The organism is Pseudomonas sp. GM17, from assembly GCF_000282175.2.
In the GTDB taxonomy this organism is placed as follows: Bacteria; Pseudomonadota; Gammaproteobacteria; order Pseudomonadales; family Pseudomonadaceae; genus Aquipseudomonas; species Aquipseudomonas chlororaphis.
On record NZ_CP124732.1, the window covers coordinates 5,019,461 to 5,035,372 of the forward strand.

13 protein-coding genes are annotated in these 15,912 nt (G+C 60.6%); 12 read left to right on the forward strand and 1 reads right to left on the reverse strand.

Annotated elements, in window-relative coordinates; genetic code table 11:
* Positions 1–40 precede the first annotated feature (40 nt).
* Positions 41–1,297, reverse strand: a complete 1,257-nt coding sequence (icd, locus tag PMI20_RS22315; RefSeq protein WP_007929208.1) for an NADP-dependent isocitrate dehydrogenase — start codon at positions 1,295–1,297, stop codon at positions 41–43.
* A 505-nt stretch (positions 1,298–1,802) separates the two neighbouring features.
* Between icd and PMI20_RS22320 the strand changes: the two genes are divergently transcribed.
* The 12 genes from PMI20_RS22320 to nuoC all read left to right on the forward strand — a co-directional run bounded on the left by PMI20_RS22320 (position 1,803) and on the right by nuoC (position 15,912).
* Positions 1,803–4,028 carry an NADP-dependent isocitrate dehydrogenase gene (locus PMI20_RS22320; protein WP_007929198.1) on the forward strand — a complete coding sequence of 742 codons (2,226 nt, stop codon included), beginning with the start codon at positions 1,803–1,805 and terminating at the stop codon, positions 4,026–4,028.
* A 117-nt stretch (positions 4,029–4,145) separates the two neighbouring features.
* The gene (locus PMI20_RS22325) at positions 4,146–4,592 is read left to right on the forward strand and encodes an NUDIX hydrolase (RefSeq protein WP_007929196.1); all 447 of its coding nucleotides are present in this window, start codon (positions 4,146–4,148) and stop codon (positions 4,590–4,592) included.
* Between the two features lie 71 nt (positions 4,593–4,663).
* The gene (gene mnmA / locus PMI20_RS22330; RefSeq protein WP_007929194.1) at positions 4,664–5,788 is read left to right on the forward strand and encodes a tRNA 2-thiouridine(34) synthase MnmA; all 1,125 of its coding nucleotides are present in this window, start codon (positions 4,664–4,666) and stop codon (positions 5,786–5,788) included.
* On the forward strand, positions 5,785–6,408 hold the full coding sequence (hflD, locus tag PMI20_RS22335; RefSeq protein WP_007929193.1) for a high frequency lysogenization protein HflD: 624 nt from the start codon (positions 5,785–5,787) through the stop codon (positions 6,406–6,408). The genes mnmA and hflD overlap by 4 nt, the downstream gene beginning before the upstream one ends.
* 126 nt (positions 6,409–6,534) lie before the next feature.
* Positions 6,535–7,905 (forward strand): adenylosuccinate lyase, encoded by a 1,371-nt coding sequence (purB, locus tag PMI20_RS22340; protein ID WP_007929192.1) that lies wholly within the window; start codon positions 6,535–6,537, stop codon positions 7,903–7,905.
* Positions 7,906–7,987: 82 nt separating this feature from the next.
* A complete protein-coding gene (locus tag PMI20_RS22345; RefSeq protein WP_007929191.1) occupies positions 7,988–9,154 on the forward strand; it encodes a ribosomal protein uL16 3-hydroxylase in 1,167 nt (388 codons plus the stop codon).
* Positions 9,147–9,572, forward strand: a complete 426-nt coding sequence (locus PMI20_RS22350) for a GNAT family N-acetyltransferase (RefSeq protein WP_007929190.1) — start codon at positions 9,147–9,149, stop codon at positions 9,570–9,572. The genes PMI20_RS22345 and PMI20_RS22350 overlap by 8 nt, the downstream gene beginning before the upstream one ends.
* 196 nt (positions 9,573–9,768) lie before the next feature.
* Positions 9,769–10,524, forward strand: coding sequence for a secretin N-terminal domain-containing protein (locus PMI20_RS22355; RefSeq protein WP_007929189.1), 756 nt, complete (start codon positions 9,769–9,771; stop codon positions 10,522–10,524).
* Positions 10,525–11,035: 511 nt separating this feature from the next.
* Positions 11,036–12,361, forward strand: a complete 1,326-nt coding sequence (aceA, locus tag PMI20_RS22360) for an isocitrate lyase (RefSeq protein WP_007929188.1) — start codon at positions 11,036–11,038, stop codon at positions 12,359–12,361.
* Positions 12,362–12,959: 598 nt separating this feature from the next.
* Positions 12,960–13,373: an NADH-quinone oxidoreductase subunit A gene (locus tag PMI20_RS22365; RefSeq protein WP_007929187.1), complete on the forward strand. Its 414-nt coding sequence runs from the start codon at positions 12,960–12,962 to the stop codon at positions 13,371–13,373.
* 10 nt (positions 13,374–13,383) lie between these two features.
* Positions 13,384–14,058, forward strand: coding sequence for a NuoB/complex I 20 kDa subunit family protein (locus tag PMI20_RS22370; protein ID WP_007929186.1), 675 nt, complete (start codon positions 13,384–13,386; stop codon positions 14,056–14,058).
* A gap of 72 nt (positions 14,059–14,130) precedes the next feature.
* The gene (gene nuoC, locus PMI20_RS22375; protein WP_007929185.1) at positions 14,131–15,912 is read left to right on the forward strand and encodes an NADH-quinone oxidoreductase subunit C/D; all 1,782 of its coding nucleotides are present in this window, start codon (positions 14,131–14,133) and stop codon (positions 15,910–15,912) included.

Genomic DNA, 15,912 nt, shown 5'->3' on the forward strand with positions numbered 1-15,912 from the left:
CAATCGATTGAGCCGGCCGTTTCATTTGGAGCGCGTCAATTTACATGTGAGAGATCAGCGCATCGCCGAACGCCGAAGACGACAACAGCGTGGCGCCTTCCATCAGGCGCTCGAAGTCGTAGGTCACGGTCTTGGCACCAATGGCGCCGTTGGTGCCCTTGATGATCAGGTCGGCCGCTTCGGTCCAGCCCATGTGACGCAGCATCATTTCCGCGGACAGGATCAGCGAACCCGGGTTCACCTGGTCCTTGCCCGCGTACTTCGGCGCCGTACCGTGGGTCGCCTCGAACATGGCCACGGTGTCGGACAGGTTGGCGCCCGGAGCGATGCCGATCCCGCCCACTTCAGCCGCCAGTGCGTCGGACAGGTAGTCACCGTTCAGGTTGAGGGTCGCGATCACGTCATATTCGGCCGGACGCAGCAGGATCTGCTGGAGCATCGCATCGGCGATGGCGTCCTTGACGATCACATTCTTGCCGGTTTTCGGGTTCTTGAACTGCATCCACGGGCCGCCATCGAGCAGCGTCGCGCCGAACTCCTCCGCAGCCACTTCATAGGCCCACTCTTTGAAGGCACCTTCGGTGAACTTCATGATGTTGCCTTTATGCACGATGGTCAGCGAATCGCGATCGTTGTCGACCACATATTGCAGCGCTTTGCGCGCCAGACGCTTGGTGCCCTGCAGGGAAACCGGCTTGACGCCAATACCGCAGTTTTCGTCGAAACGGATCTTGGTGACGCCCATTTCTTCTTTGAGGAACTTGATGACCTTGGTGGCTTCGGCGGAGCCGGCCTTCCATTCGATACCGGCGTAAATGTCTTCCGAGTTCTCACGGAAAATGGTCATGTCGACATCGCCAGGCTTCTTCACCGGGCTCGGCACGCCTTCGAACCAGCGCACCGGACGCAGGCACACATACAGGTCAAGCTGCTGACGCAGGGCCACGTTCAGGGAACGGATACCGCCACCTACCGGAGTGGTCAGCGGGCCCTTGATGGAAACCACGTAATCCTTGACTGCGTCCAGGGTTTCCTGAGGGAGCCAGGTGTCCTGGTCGTACACTTGAGTTGCTTTCTCGCCGGCATAGACTTCCATCCAGGAGATTTTGCGCTCGCCGCCGTAGGCCTTCTTAACAGCAGCATCGACAACCTTGATCATGACCGGGCTGATATCAACGCCAATACCATCGCCTTCGATGAAAGGAATAATCGGGTTGTTAGGAACATTGAGAGAATGGTCTGCGTTGACGGTGATTTTGTCGCCGACTGCTGGAACCTGAATCTTCTTGTATCCCATGCTGAACTCCGTTGTGTGGATTGAACATCTGGCTGCGTTCGAGCGTACCCCAGTTGAATCTGGACGGGAACCTCATGTTCCGCTCATATGCCGTGCAGGCTGCGCAGTTCGTGGTCTACAAGCCTGAAAGCAAAGGGAAAAGCGCCAAACTTGAGCACTGCGCAGGACTCTACGCCGCCACCCCGCCTGCGACCTTTAGACCAATGGACGAGATCGGTTGCATATGAACCGTCGGCGTTTTGCCAGCTACCTATGTATAATGCCGCCGCTGACCACAGAGTCACGACGGCTGAGCGCTCTGCTACTGGAAAAAAGGAGCCGAGACTTTCCGCCCAAAGCCGGGTTGTTACCGCAGCCCACCCGCTTGACGCTCGACTGATGCACCCAACATCACCGCGAAGAAACCTCGACATTCGGTTCACGGATGACTTTGAACGAACGCGCTTACCCGGCGCCCCCTCGAGTTTCTGCGCACGCTTTAGCAAAGAAGAGAGTTAATCCGAATATGCCCACCCGCTCGAAGATCATCTATACCTTCACCGACGAAGCCCCCGCCCTCGCCACCTACTCGCTGCTCCCTATCGTCGAAGCCTTCACCGCTTCCGCTGATATTGCCGTGGAAACCCGCGACATCTCTCTCGCAGGGCGTATTCTTGCCAGCTTCCCGGAGCTGCTGGGCGACAAAGCCGTACCGGACCACCTGGCCGAGCTGGGCGACCTGGCTGTAACCCCTGAAGCCAACATCATCAAGCTGCCGAACATCAGTGCTTCGGCACCGCAGCTTCAGGCCGCGATCAAAGAGCTGCAAGCCAAGGGCTACGCCCTGCCGGACTACCCGGAAACCGTGACCAGCGACGCCGACAAAGACGCCAAGGCGCGCTACGACAAGGTCAAGGGCAGCGCCGTGAACCCGGTCCTGCGTGAAGGCAACTCCGACCGCCGCGCTCCGCTGTCGGTCAAGAACTACGCGCGCAAGCACCCGCACAAAATGGGCGCCTGGGCCAAAGACTCCAAGTCCCACGTTGCTCACATGAGCCAGGGCGATTTCTACGGCAGCGAAAAAGCCGCCCTGATCGACGCCCAGGACACTGTGAAGATCGAGTTGATCGCTCAAGACGGTAGCGCTACCGTCCTGAAGGAAAAAACCGCCGTACAAGCCGGCGAGATCCTCGATTGCGCAGTCATGAGCAAAAAGGCCCTGCGGGCTTTCGTTGCCGCCGAGATCGAAGACGCCAAGAAGCAAGGCGTACTGCTGTCGGTGCACCTGAAAGCCACCATGATGAAGGTTTCCGACCCGATCATGTTCGGCCAGATCGTTGCCGAGTTCTATCAGGACGCCCTGAGCAAGCACGCTGATGTGCTGAGCCAGATCGGCTTCAACCTGAACAACGGCATTGGCGACCTGTACGCCCGCATCAAGGCCCTGCCCGCGGAGCAACAAGCACAGATCGAAGCCGACATCCAGGCCGTCTACGCCGTGCGCCCTGCCCTGGCCATGGTCAACTCCGACAAAGGCATCACCAACCTGCACGTGCCGAGCGACGTGATCGTCGACGCCTCGATGCCAGCCATGATCCGTGACTCCGGCAAAATGTGGGGCACCGACGGCCAGTTGCACGACACCAAGGCGCTGATTCCGGATCGCTGCTACGCCACCATCTACCAGGCCGTGATCGAAGACTGCAAGGCCAATGGCGCCTTCGACCCGACCACCATGGGCAGCGTACCGAACGTTGGCCTGATGGCGAAGAAAGCCGAAGAGTACGGCTCCCACGACAAGACCTTTCAGATCAAGGCTGACGGTGTCGTTCGCGTCACCGACAGCAAGGGCAACCTGCTGCTGGAACAGGCCGTCGAAGCCGGCGACATCTTCCGCATGTGCCAGACCAAGGACGCGCCGATCCAGGACTGGGTCAAACTGGCCGTCAACCGCGCTCGCGCCAGCAGCACGCCAGCGATTTTCTGGCTGGACCCGATGCGCGCCCACGACGGCGTGATGATCGAGAAGGTCCAGGCTTACCTGAAGGATCACGACACCGCCGGCCTGGACATCCGCGTGATGTCGCCAGTCGATGCCATGAAGTTCACCCTGGCCCGCACCCGCGAAGGCAAGGACACCATCTCCGTCACCGGCAACGTGCTGCGCGACTACCTGACCGACCTGTTCCCGATCATGGAGCTGGGCACCAGCGCCAAGATGCTGTCGATCGTGCCGCTGATGAACGGTGGCGGCCTGTTCGAAACCGGCGCCGGCGGTTCGGCTCCGAAGCACGTACAACAGCTGCTGGAAGAGAACTTCCTGCGCTGGGATTCCCTGGGTGAGTTCCTGGCCCTGGCCGCTTCCCTGGAGCACCTGGGCAACACCTACAACAACCCGAAAGCGCTGGTACTGGCCAAGACCCTCGACCAGGCAACCGGTCAGTTCCTGGACAACAACAAGTCGCCATCGCGCAAAGTCGGCAACATCGACAACCGCGGCAGCCACTTCTACCTGGCGCTGTACTGGGCCCAGGCCCTGGCCGCCCAGACTGAAGATAGCGCCCTGCAAGCGCAGTTCAGCACCCTGGCCAAGACCCTGACCGAGAACGAAGCGACCATCGTCGCCGAACTCAACGGCGTTCAAGGCAAGCCAGTGGACATCGGCGGCTACTACAGCGCCAACCCTGAGCTGGTGAGCAAGGCCATGCGCCCAAGCGCCACCCTCAACGCGGCTATCGCTGCGCTGGTTTAAGCAACACCGCTGTCATACAAACCCCGGCCAAGTGCCGGGGTTTGTGCTTTTTGGACAACACCCGTAGGACTGGCGTTCGCCTTATGATGACCACCCACTCAAGACAGAGCTTTGTATATGGAATGGCAACCCCACATCACCGTCGCCACCATCGTTGAGGATCAGGGGCGCTTCCTGTTCGTCGAGGAGTTCCAGGGCGAGCAGGCGGTGCTCAACCAGCCCGCCGGGCACCTGGATCCGGACGAAAGCCTGCTCCAGGCGGCCATTCGCGAAACCCTGGAGGAAACCGGCTGGGACATCGAGCTGACCGGCGTGGTCGGCATCTACCTGTACACCGCCCCCAGCAATGGCGTGACCTACCAACGCGTCTGCTTTGCCGGCAAACCGCTCAGGCACCACCCTGACTATCAATTGGACGACGGCATCATCGGCCCGCGCTGGCTGAGCCGCGACGAACTGCTGGCCTTGCGCCCGCAATGGCGCAGCGAGCTGATTATCCGCTGTGTCGACGACTATCTGGCCGGCCAACTGCACAGCCTCGAGCTGATCCGTCCGTCGCTTTAACCGCAGTTTTAGCCTTGCAGGCCTCAGCCTGTTAGAATCGCGTCCTTTTTCAAGACACCCGTTGAATTCCTATGCGTGATCCAGCCCCTTCTGACACCCAAAAGAAGCGCGTCATCGTCGGCATGTCCGGCGGCGTGGACTCTTCCGTTTCCGCCCTCCTGCTGATGGAGCAGGGTTACCAGGTGGAAGGCCTGTTCATGAAGAACTGGGAGGAAGACGACGGAACCGAGTACTGCACCGCCATGGACGACCTCGCGGACGCCCAGGCCGTGTGCGACAAGATCGGCATCAAGCTGCACACCGCCAACTTCGCCGCCGAGTACTGGGACAACGTGTTCGAGCACTTCCTGGCCGAATACAAGGCCGGCCGCACGCCGAACCCGGACATCCTGTGCAACCGTGAAATCAAGTTCAAGGCGTTCCTCGACTACGCCATGATGCTTGGCGCCGACCTGATCGCCACAGGCCACTATGTGCGCCGCCGCGACATCGACGGGCGCACCGAACTGCTCAAGGGCCTGGATCCGAACAAGGACCAGAGTTACTTCCTGCACGCTGTCGGCGGCGAACAGATCGCCAAGACCCTGTTCCCGGTCGGCGAGCTGGAAAAGCCCGAAGTCCGCGCGATCGCCGAGAAACACGACCTGGCCACCGCCAAGAAGAAGGACTCCACCGGTATCTGCTTTATTGGTGAACGGCGTTTCAGCGACTTCCTCAAGCAATACCTGCCAGCCCAGCCCGGCGAGATCAAGACCACCGAAGGTGAAGTGATCGGCCGCCACCACGGCCTGATGTACCACACCATCGGCCAGCGCCAGGGCCTGGGCATCGGCGGCCTCAAGGACGCCGGCGATGAGCCGTGGTACGTGCTGATCAAGGACCTGGAACACAACGAGCTGATCGTTGGCCAGGGCAACGATCACCCGTGGTTGTTCTCCCGCGCCCTGCTCGCCTCCGACATCTATTGGGTCAACCCGATCGACCTGAGCCAACCGCGCCGCCTCACCGCGAAAGTGCGCTACCGCCAGAGCGACCAGCCTTGCACCCTGGAACAGACCGTCAGTGGCTACCGCGCCACCTTCGATGACCCGCAACGCGCGGTCACCCCCGGCCAATCCGTAGTCTTCTATGACGGCGAAATCTGTCTGGGCGGCGGCGTGATCGAAGTCGCAGAGCCCTGGAGCAGCAAGGCATGAGCCCGACCCAGGAGCAACTGACGGCATTGGGCGGCGTGTTTCTCGCCGCCGTGCTGGTGGACAAGATCGCCAAGACCGGCCAGGTCACCGAAGCAGCCTTGAGCTGCATGCTTGGCAGCCTGCTGATCCGCGACCCGAAAGACACCCTGGAAGTCTACGGTGGCGACGACATCAACCTGCGTGAAGGTTATCGCGCCCTGATCGGCGCCCTGGAGCGCGACCCCAGCACCCTGCAGCGCGAGCCATTGCGCTACGCCCTGTCGATGCTCGGCCTGGAACGCCAGCTGGCCAAGCGCGACGACCTGCTGGAAATCATCGGCAAGCGCCTGCCGCAGATTCAGTCCCAGGTCGAACATTTCGGCCCGGCCCACGAAAACGTGGTTGCCGCTTGCGGCTCGCTGTATCAGGACACCCTGAGCACCTTGCGCCAGCGGATCCAGGTGCATGGCGACATGCGCAACCTGCAGCAACCGAGCAATGCCTCGAAGATCCGCGCCCTGCTGCTGGCCGGCATCCGTTCGGCGCGGCTGTGGCGCCAACTGGGCGGCCATCGCTGGCAACTGGTGATCAGCCGCCGCAAACTGCTCAAAGAGCTTTATCCGCTGATGCGCAGCAGCTGAACTGCGCCCGCAAGACCTTTTGTAGTCAGTAACGCGTAAGACGCTGGTCAGTTGGCAACGGACCGGCGGATATTTTCATGTATGATACGCGCCCCATTTCGTTGCCCGACTGTCCGAGAACACCCCATGCAGCTCTCTTCGCTCACTGCGGTTTCCCCTGTTGACGGCCGCTACGCCGGCAAAACCCAGGCCCTGCGCCCCATTTTCAGCGAATACGGCCTGATCCGTGCTCGCGTCCTGGTCGAAGTGCGCTGGCTCCAGCGCCTGGCCGCCCATTCCGCCATCAGCGAAGTGCCGGCGTTCTCCGCCGAAGCCAACGCCGTGCTGAACACCCTGGCGGAAAACTTCTCTCTGGAGCACGCCGAGCGTGTCAAAGAGATCGAACGCACCACCAACCACGACGTCAAGGCCATCGAGTACCTGCTCAAGGAACAGGCCGCCAAGCTGCCTGAACTGGCCAACGTCAGCGAATTCATCCACTTCGCCTGCACCAGCGAGGACATCAACAACCTGTCCCACGCCCTGATGCTGCGCGAAGGCCGCGACGAAGTGATGCTGCCGCTGATGCGCCAGACCGCCGGGGCTATCCGCGAACTGGCCCTGCGCTTCGCCGACGTGCCGATGCTGTCGCGCACCCACGGCCAGCCGGCCTCGCCGACCACCCTGGGCAAAGAACTGGCGAACGTGGTGTACCGCCTGGAGCGCCAGATCGCTCAGGTCGCCGCCGTGCCACTGCTGGGCAAGATCAACGGCGCCGTGGGCAACTACAACGCACACCTGTCGGCCTACCCGGAAATCGACTGGGAAGCCAACGCCCGCGCCTTCATCGAAGACGAGCTGGGCCTGAGCTTCAACCCGTACACCACGCAGATCGAGCCGCACGACTACATCGCCGAGCTGTTCGACGCCATCGCGCGCTTCAACACCATTCTGATCGACTTCGATCGCGATATCTGGGGTTACATCTCCCTGGGCTACTTCAAGCAGCGCACCATCGCCGGCGAAATCGGTTCCTCGACCATGCCGCACAAGGTCAACCCGATCGACTTCGAAAACTCCGAAGGCAACCTGGGTATCGCCAACGCGCTGTTCCAGCACCTGGCGAGCAAACTGCCGATCTCCCGCTGGCAGCGCGACCTGACCGACTCCACCGTCCTGCGTAACCTGGGCGTCGGTTTCGCCCACAGCGTGATCGCTTACGAAGCCAGCCTCAAAGGCATCAGCAAGCTGGAGCTCAACGCCCAGAAGATCGCCGAAGACCTGGACGCCTGCTGGGAAGTCCTGGCCGAGCCGATCCAGACCGTGATGCGCCGCTACAACATCGAAAACCCGTACGAAAAACTCAAGGAACTGACGCGCGGCAAGGGCATCAGCCCTGAAGCACTGCAGACCTTCATCGACGCGTTGGAAATGCCTGAAGCCGCCAAGGCCGAGCTGAAAAAGCTCACCCCGGCCAGCTACATCGGCAATGCCGCGGCGCAAGCCAAACGCATCTGATCGATGGCAAGACCTTTGACGCCCGGCAGCGCCGGGCGTTTTTATTCCCGTATGAAAAGTGCATTTTTTCAATAGGTTACACATGAATCCTGATATTCCTCTTCAACTTCTGGGCGGCATCAGCGCACGGGAATTCCTGCGTGACTACTGGCAGAAAAAGCCCCTGCTGATCCGTCAGGCCCTGCCCGACTTCGAAAGCCCGATCGACGCCGACGAACTGGCCGGCCTGGCGCTGGAAGAAGAGGTCGAATCGCGCCTGGTCATCGAGCATGGCGAACGCCCCTGGGAACTGCGCCGCGGCCCGTTCGCCGAAGACGAGTTCAGCAAGCTGCCGGAGCGTGACTGGACCCTGCTGGTCCAGGCCGTCGACCAGTTCGTTCCGGAAGTCGCCGAACTGCTGGAGCATTTCCGTTTCCTGCCGAGCTGGCGCATCGATGACGTGATGATCAGCTTCGCCGCTCCCGGTGGTAACGTCGGCCCGCACTTCGATAACTACGATGTGTTCCTGCTGCAAGGCCACGGCAAGCGCAACTGGAAGATCGGCCAGATGTGCGACGCCGAGAGCCCGCTGCTGCAGCACGCGGACCTGCGCATCCTCGCCGAGTTCGAAGAAACCGAAAGCTGGGTCCTGGAACCCGGCGACATGCTTTACCTGCCACCGCGCCTGGCCCACTACGGCGTAGCAGTGAACGACTGCATGACCTACTCCGTAGGCTTCCGCGCGCCGAGCGCCGCCGAAGTGCTGACCCACTTCACCGACTTCCTCAGCCAGTACCTGCCGGATGAAGAGCGTTATACCGACGCCGACGTGCAACCTGTCAGCGACCCGCACCAGATCCAGCACGATGCCCTCGATCGCCTCAAGGGCCTGCTGGCCGAGCACATGAGCGACGAGCGCATGCTGCTGACCTGGTTCGGCCAGTTCATGACCGAGCCGCGCTACCCGGAACTGGTGGTCGGCCCCGAGCTGGAAGAAGAAGACCTGCTCGGCAGCCTCGAACAGGGCGCCATCCTGATCCGCAACCCGAGCGCGCGCCTGGCCTGGTCCGAAGTCGACGACGACCTGCTGCTGTTCGCCAGCGGCCAGAGCCGCTACCTGCCGGGCAAGCTGCGCGAACTGCTGAAGATGATTTGCGCCGCCGACGCGCTGCACCTCGACAACCTTGGCCCATGGCTGGCGGACGACGATGGACGCAGCCTGCTGTGCGAACTGGTCAAGCAAGGAAGCCTGGGATTTGCCGATGAATAAGATTCGCGTACGTGTCGCAGACTGGCAAAAGGATAACGCCGAGATCCGGCGCATTCGTGAAGCGGTGTTCATCATCGAGCAATCCGTCCCCCCTGAACTGGAGTGGGACGCCGACGACGACAGCGCGGTGCATTTCCTCGCGCTCGAAGGCGACTTTCCGATCGGCACCGCACGCCTGCTGCCCGATGGGCAGATCGGCCGGGTATCGGTACTCAAGGACTGGCGCGGCCTGAAGGTCGGCGATGCGCTGATGCAGGCAGTGATCGGCGAAGCCGAGAAACGTGGCCTCAAGCAGCTGATGCTCAGCGCCCAGGTCCAGGCTACCGCCTTCTATGAGCGCCTGGGTTTCAGCATCGTCAGCGAGGAGTTCCTGGAAGCGGGCATTCCTCACGTCGACATGGTTCGCGGCAACGCCTGAGCAAGCCCCGCGCAGCAGCGGACCTGCTGACGATGTCCTGCCAAGCGTCACAAAACGCCCCAGTCTCCCCGGATCCAGCAAGCTAAGCTGGCTCCAGGGAGGCTGGGGCGTTTTGCCATCGGCGATTCAACTTGCCCCACCGCAGGCCGACAAACTGTCAAACTCAAGGCTTCCACCCCTAGCGGAGATAACGGACATGTCCCTACGCACCCTGCTCACGACGCTGCTGCTGACTGCAAGCTTTTCAGTCTCGGCCGCGACCGAGATCGTGCCCCTGAACAACCGCACCAGCGCCGACCTGCTGCCCGTCGCACAGAACTTCCTCGGCAAGGAAGGCCAGGTCAGCGCCTACGGCAACCAGCTGATCGTCAATGCGGAACCGGAGAAGATCGAGGAACTGCGTGCCTTGATCGCGCAACTGGATACCGCCGCCAAACGCCTGCTGATCACGGTCGACACCAACGAAAACAACACCCAGAACAACCAGGGTTATTCGCTCAACGGCGCGCCGCAAACCCGCATCATCAGCCGCAGCACCGTCAGCCGCGATGGCGGCATCCAGCAGATCCAGGCCAGCGAAGGCATACCGGCCCTGATCCAGGTCGGCCAGAGCGTGCCGCTGACCACCACCCAGACCGATCCTTACGGCCGCCTGCAGAACCAGACCCAGTATCGCAACGTCACCCAGGGTTTCTACGTCACAGCCAGCGTCACCGGCGAAACCGTCCACCTGAGCATCAGTACCAACCGTGACCGCATGAGCCAGGAACGTCCCGATGTAGTGAATGTGCAAAGTACCGACACAACTGTCAGCGGCCGTCTTGGCGAGTGGATCACCCTGGCCGGCGTCAATCGCCAGAGCCAGGCCGACAAACAGGCTACAACCCGCAGCTACTCGACTCAGGGCCGGGATGACATGACCTTGCGAGTGAAAGTCGACGCCTTGGACTAAAGCACCGGAAACTGACTGATTAGTCGTATTAGACCAAAGATGTAGTGGTATAAAAAAAGCACTACAAAACGTTTGACGAGGCAAAAAACCGAAGGCATGATGGCCTCGCTCCCGCTAATCAGGGGCCCTGGCAAGGGCCTTCGGATCGCAGCTCTAACCTACCCACCTGAGCCGATTCGTGTCTGTACCGCCCACAAGGTGTGTTTGACGAGATTGCGACTGGAACGAGGTTGTCCCGAGGGACGGAAGCTAATTAGGTAGATCGGCAACACACTGATGGTTCGTATGAAGGCCCACGACGCCCGAATGCGCCCGACAGCTGGCCCTCACCTGCTCACTTTCCCCTTGAGCCCATCGTTCAACCGTCGCCATCGCGTCATACCCGACTTGACCGCCTAAGCTTCTGGTCAGCGAGCAGCCAACTACGCACCCTTTGACCTGCGTATCTGGCGAGTCGGAATTTTCCGCCCAAGAACGACTTTTCACACAAGACGCGACGAGGTTTATCTCCATGGCACTGACACGCGAACAGCAAATTGCAGCCCTTGAAAAAGACTGGGCTGAAAACCCGCGCTGGAAAGGCGTGACTCGCACTTATTCCGCTGCCGACGTTGTCCGTCTGCGTGGCTCGGTTCAACCTGAGCACACCCTGGCACGCATGGGCGCCGAGAAGCTCTGGAACCTGGTGACCCAGGGTGCCAAACCGTCCTTCCGTCCTGAGAAAGATTTCGTCAACTGCATGGGCGCCCTGACCGGCGGCCAGGCTGTACAGCAAGTCAAAGCCGGCATCCAGGCGATCTACCTGTCGGGCTGGCAGGTTGCCGCGGACAACAACTCCGCCGAATCGATGTACCCGGACCAGTCGCTGTACCCGGTGGACTCCGTGCCAACCGTGGTCAAGCGCATCAACAACTCGTTCCGTCGCGCCGACCAGATCCAGTGGAAGTCCGGCAAGAACCCGGGCGACGAAGGCTACATCGACTACTTCGCACCGATCGTGGCTGACGCCGAAGCCGGTTTCGGCGGCGTGCTGAACGCCTACGAGCTGATGAAAAGCATGATCGAAGCAGGCGCCGCTGGCGTTCACTTCGAAGACCAACTGGCTTCCGTGAAGAAATGCGGCCACATGGGCGGCAAGGTACTGGTTCCGACCCAGGAAGCCGTGCAGAAGCTGACCGCTGCCCGTCTGGCGGCCGACGTTGCCGGCGTACCGACCATCATCCTGGCCCGCACCGACGCTAACGCCGCCGACCTGCTGACCTCCGACTGCGACCCGTACGACCAGCCGTTCGTGACCGGCACCCGCACCCAGGAAGGCTTCTATAAAGTGCGCGCCGGCCTCGACCAGGCCATCGCTCGCGGCCTGGCCTACGCGCCGTATGCCGACCTGATCTGGTGCGAAACCGCCAAGCCGGACCTGGACGAAGCCCGTCGCTTCGCCGAAGCGATCAAGAAGGAATACCCGGACCAGATCCTGTCGTACAACTGCTCGCCTTCCTTCAACTGGAAGAAGAACCTGGACGACGCGACCATCGCCAAGTTCCAGCGCGAACTGTCCGCCATGGGCTACAAGCACCAGTTCATCACCCTGGCCGGCATTCACAACATGTGGCACAGCATGTTCAACCTGGCGCACGACTACGCCCGCAACGACATGACCGCCTACGTGAAGCTGCAGGAGCAGGAATTCGCTGACGCCGCCAAGGGTTACACCTTCGTGGCTCACCAGCAGGAAGTGGGCACCGGCTACTTCGACGACATGACCACCGTGATCCAGGGCGGCTCGTCTTCGGTAACCGCACTGACCGGCTCCACCGAAGAAGAACAGTTCCACTGATTCGACTTCGCACTGAAAAACGGCCATTGCAGACCCGGTAAAAGCTAACTGCAGTGCTGCACATCTGACGCCCCGACTGGTTCGGGGCGTTTTTTTGCCTGCAGCTTTTGCAGGCATCACCGGCAACCCCAAGCTGCGACTGCAACGAGCCTGCTCGCGACGACATCGGCCCGGACACCCTGCCAATCAGGCAAAACATTGATCCAGAGCGGTATGCGTGGAGAAAAAAGCGGGTAAAAGGGGCTCGCTCGCAACTTGCAGTAACGAGCATATAAAAGACAACTTAGCGGCTCTTCATGGAAACCATTGTTTAAAAGCGGCGCTAAATAATATTGATTATCATTTATAGGCAATAATGTTCGTTACAGCGAGGACAAAACATAATTAACAAAACACCCGCTAATGCCCACAGGCCGTGGCTTACGGGGCTTGCAAGGGGAGCTATGTCCTTATTCCGCTAAATAATTTCGCCATGAAAATTTACTTGCCCGGTGTTTAGCCATAAAATCACGGCGATTGATTGCACTGCGACATATCGTCACTGCTTTATTTCTTTATCAAGCTCAGAGACCTTTGCTCTCTGTTAAGGATTACCAGCATGCCCGAAGCGACAGGACTCATGGCCCACAACTGGGGCTTTGCCATTTTCCTTCTGGGTGTAGGCGGCCTCTGCGCCTTCATGCTCGGCGTCTCCAGCCTCCTCGGGTCAAAAGCCTGGGGCCGCAGCAAAAACGAACCGTTCGAGTCCGGCATGCTACCTACCGGTGGCGCCCGCTTGCGGCTCTCAGCCAAATTCTATCTGGTCGCGATGCTCTTCGTGATCTTCGATATCGAAGCCCTCTTTCTCTTTGCCTGGTCTGTGTCCGTCCGCGAAAGCGGCTGGACCGGATTCGTCGAAGCTCTCGTTTTCATAGCAATTCTGTTGGCAGGTCTTGTCTACCTTTGGCGGGTGGGGGCTCTTGATTGGGCTCCGGAAGGTCGCCGTAAGCGGCAGGCGAAGCTAAAACAATGAGGCTTTGGCGATGCAATACAATCTCACCAGGATCGACCCCGATGCTCCTAACGAGCAGTATCCGATCGGCGAACGGGAAACCGTTTCCGATCCGTTAGAAGATCAAGTCCACAAAAACATCTTCATGGGCAAGCTGGAAGACGTGCTGAGCGGCGCGGTCAACTGGGGGCGTAAGAACTCCCTGTGGCCGTACAACTTCGGCCTGTCCTGCTGCTACGTGGAAATGACCACCGCCTTCACGGCGCCCCACGACATCGCGCGCTTCGGCGCCGAAGTTATCCGGGCATCACCGCGTCAGGCGGATTTCATGGTTATTGCCGGAACCTGCTTCATCAAGATGGCGCCGATCATTCAGCGTCTCTACGAGCAAATGCTCGAGCCGAAGTGGGTCATCTCCATGGGTTCGTGCGCCAACTCCGGTGGCATGTACGACATCTATTCCGTCGTTCAAGGGGTAGACAAGTTCCTGCCCGTGGACGTCTACGTGCCTGGCTGCCCGCCCCGCCCTGAAGCTTTTCTGCAAGGCCTGATGCTCTTGCAGGAGTCGATTGGCCAGGAGCGTCGCCCACTTTCCTGGGTCGTCGGTGACCAAGGCGTGTATCGCGCCGAAATGCCGTCGCAAAAGGAACAGCGCCGCGAACAGCGTATTCAGGTAACCAACCTGCGCAGCCCCGACGAAGTCTGATTCCAGAACGCTTCTTACAAAGAACGAAAAACTGGCTTCATTCTTTACGTTGACCGAAAGCGATAAAAAACCATGACTACAGGCAGTGCTCTGTACATCCCGCCTTATAAGGCAGACGACCAGGATGTGGTCGTCGAACTCAATAACCGTTTTGGCCCTGAGGCGTTCACCGCCCAGGCCACCCGCACCGGCATGCCGGTGCTGTGGGTTACCCGTGCCAAACTCGTCGAAGTCCTGACCTTCCTGCGCAACCTGCCCAAGCCGTACGTCATGCTCTATGACCTGCATGGCGTGGACGAGCGTCTGCGCACCAAGCGTCAAGGGCTGCCAGGCGCCGACTTCAGCGTGTTCTACCACCTGCTGTCGATCGAACGTAATAGTGACGTAATGATCAAGGTCGCCTTGTCCGAGAGCGACCTCAGCTTGCCGACCGTGACCGGTATCTGGCCGAACGCCAACTGGTACGAGCGTGAAGTCTGGGACATGTTCGGCATCGACTTCGCCGGCCACCCTCACCTGTCGCGCATCATGATGCCGCCGACCTGGGAAGGTCACCCGCTGCGCAAGGACTTCCCGGCGCGCGCCACCGAGTTCGATCCGTTCAGCCTGACCCTGGCCAAGCAACAACTGGAAGAAGAAGCCGCGCGCTTCAAGCCGGAAGACTGGGGCATGAAGCGTTCCGGCGCCAACGAGGACTACATGTTCCTCAACCTGGGCCCGAACCACCCTTCGGCCCACGGTGCCTTCCGCATCATCCTGCAGCTGGACGGCGAAGAGATCGTCGACTGCGTACCGGACATCGGCTACCACCACCGTGGCGCCGAGAAGATGGCCGAGCGTCAGTCCTGGCACAGCTTCATCCCGTACACCGACCGTATCGACTACCTCGGCGGCGTGATGAACAACCTGCCGTACGTGCTCTCGGTCGAGAAACTGGCCGGGATCAAGGTGCCGGAGAAGGTCGACGTCATCCGCATCATGATGGCCGAGTTCTTCCGGATCACCAGCCACCTGCTGTTCCTGGGCACCTACATCCAGGACGTCGGCGCCATGACCCCGGTGTTCTTCACCTTCACCGACCGTCAGCGCGCCTACACCGTGATCGAAGCGATCACCGGTTTCCGCCTGCACCCGGCCTGGTACCGCATCGGCGGCGTCGCCCACGACCTGCCGCGCGGCTGGGAAAAACTGGTGAAAGACTTCGTCGACTGGCTGCCCAAGCGCCTCGACGAATACACCAAGGCCGCCCTGCAGAACAGCATCCTCAAGGGTCGTACCATCGGCGTCGCCGCCTACAACACCAAGGAAGCCCTGGAATGGGGCGTCACCGGTGCCGGCCTGCGTTCCACCGGTTGCGATTTCGACCTGCGTAAAGCGCGCCCCTACTCCGGCTACGAGAACTTCGAATTCGAAGTTCCGCTGGCGGCCAACGGCGATGCCTACGACCGCTGCATGGTCCGCGTCGAAGAGATGCGCCAGAGCATCAAGATCATCGACCAGTGCCTGCGCAACATGCCGGAAGGCCCGTACAAGGCGGACCACCCGCTGACCACGCCGCCACCGAAAGAGCGCACGCTGCAGCACATCGAGACCCTGATCACGCACTTCCTGCAGGTTTCGTGGGGCCCGGTCATGCCGGCCAACGAGTCCTTCCAGATGATCGAAGCGACCAAGGGCATCAACAGTTATTACCTGACGAGCGATGGCGGCACCATGAGCTACCGCACCCGGATCCGCACTCCGAGCTTCGCCCACCTGCAGCAGATCCCTTCGGTGATCCGCGGCAGCATGGTCGCGGACTTGATCGCGTACCTGGGTAGTATCGACTTCGTTATGGCCGACGTGGACCGCTAA

Coding starts and splice junctions, on each gene's coding strand:
- icd (WP_007929208.1), bottom strand. CDS start 1,297: ATGGGATACAAGAAGATTCAGGTTCCAGCAGTCGGCGACAAAATCACC.
- PMI20_RS22320 (WP_007929198.1), top strand. CDS start 1,803: ATGCCCACCCGCTCGAAGATCATCTATACCTTCACCGACGAAGCCCCC.
- PMI20_RS22325 (WP_007929196.1), top strand. CDS start 4,146: ATGGAATGGCAACCCCACATCACCGTCGCCACCATCGTTGAGGATCAG.
- mnmA (WP_007929194.1), top strand. CDS start 4,664: ATGCGTGATCCAGCCCCTTCTGACACCCAAAAGAAGCGCGTCATCGTC.
- hflD (WP_007929193.1), top strand. CDS start 5,785: ATGAGCCCGACCCAGGAGCAACTGACGGCATTGGGCGGCGTGTTTCTC.
- purB (WP_007929192.1), top strand. CDS start 6,535: ATGCAGCTCTCTTCGCTCACTGCGGTTTCCCCTGTTGACGGCCGCTAC.
- PMI20_RS22345 (WP_007929191.1), top strand. CDS start 7,988: ATGAATCCTGATATTCCTCTTCAACTTCTGGGCGGCATCAGCGCACGG.
- PMI20_RS22350 (WP_007929190.1), top strand. CDS start 9,147: ATGAATAAGATTCGCGTACGTGTCGCAGACTGGCAAAAGGATAACGCC.
- PMI20_RS22355 (WP_007929189.1), top strand. CDS start 9,769: ATGTCCCTACGCACCCTGCTCACGACGCTGCTGCTGACTGCAAGCTTT.
- aceA (WP_007929188.1), top strand. CDS start 11,036: ATGGCACTGACACGCGAACAGCAAATTGCAGCCCTTGAAAAAGACTGG.
- PMI20_RS22365 (WP_007929187.1), top strand. CDS start 12,960: ATGCCCGAAGCGACAGGACTCATGGCCCACAACTGGGGCTTTGCCATT.
- PMI20_RS22370 (WP_007929186.1), top strand. CDS start 13,384: ATGCAATACAATCTCACCAGGATCGACCCCGATGCTCCTAACGAGCAG.
- nuoC (WP_007929185.1), top strand. CDS start 14,131: ATGACTACAGGCAGTGCTCTGTACATCCCGCCTTATAAGGCAGACGAC.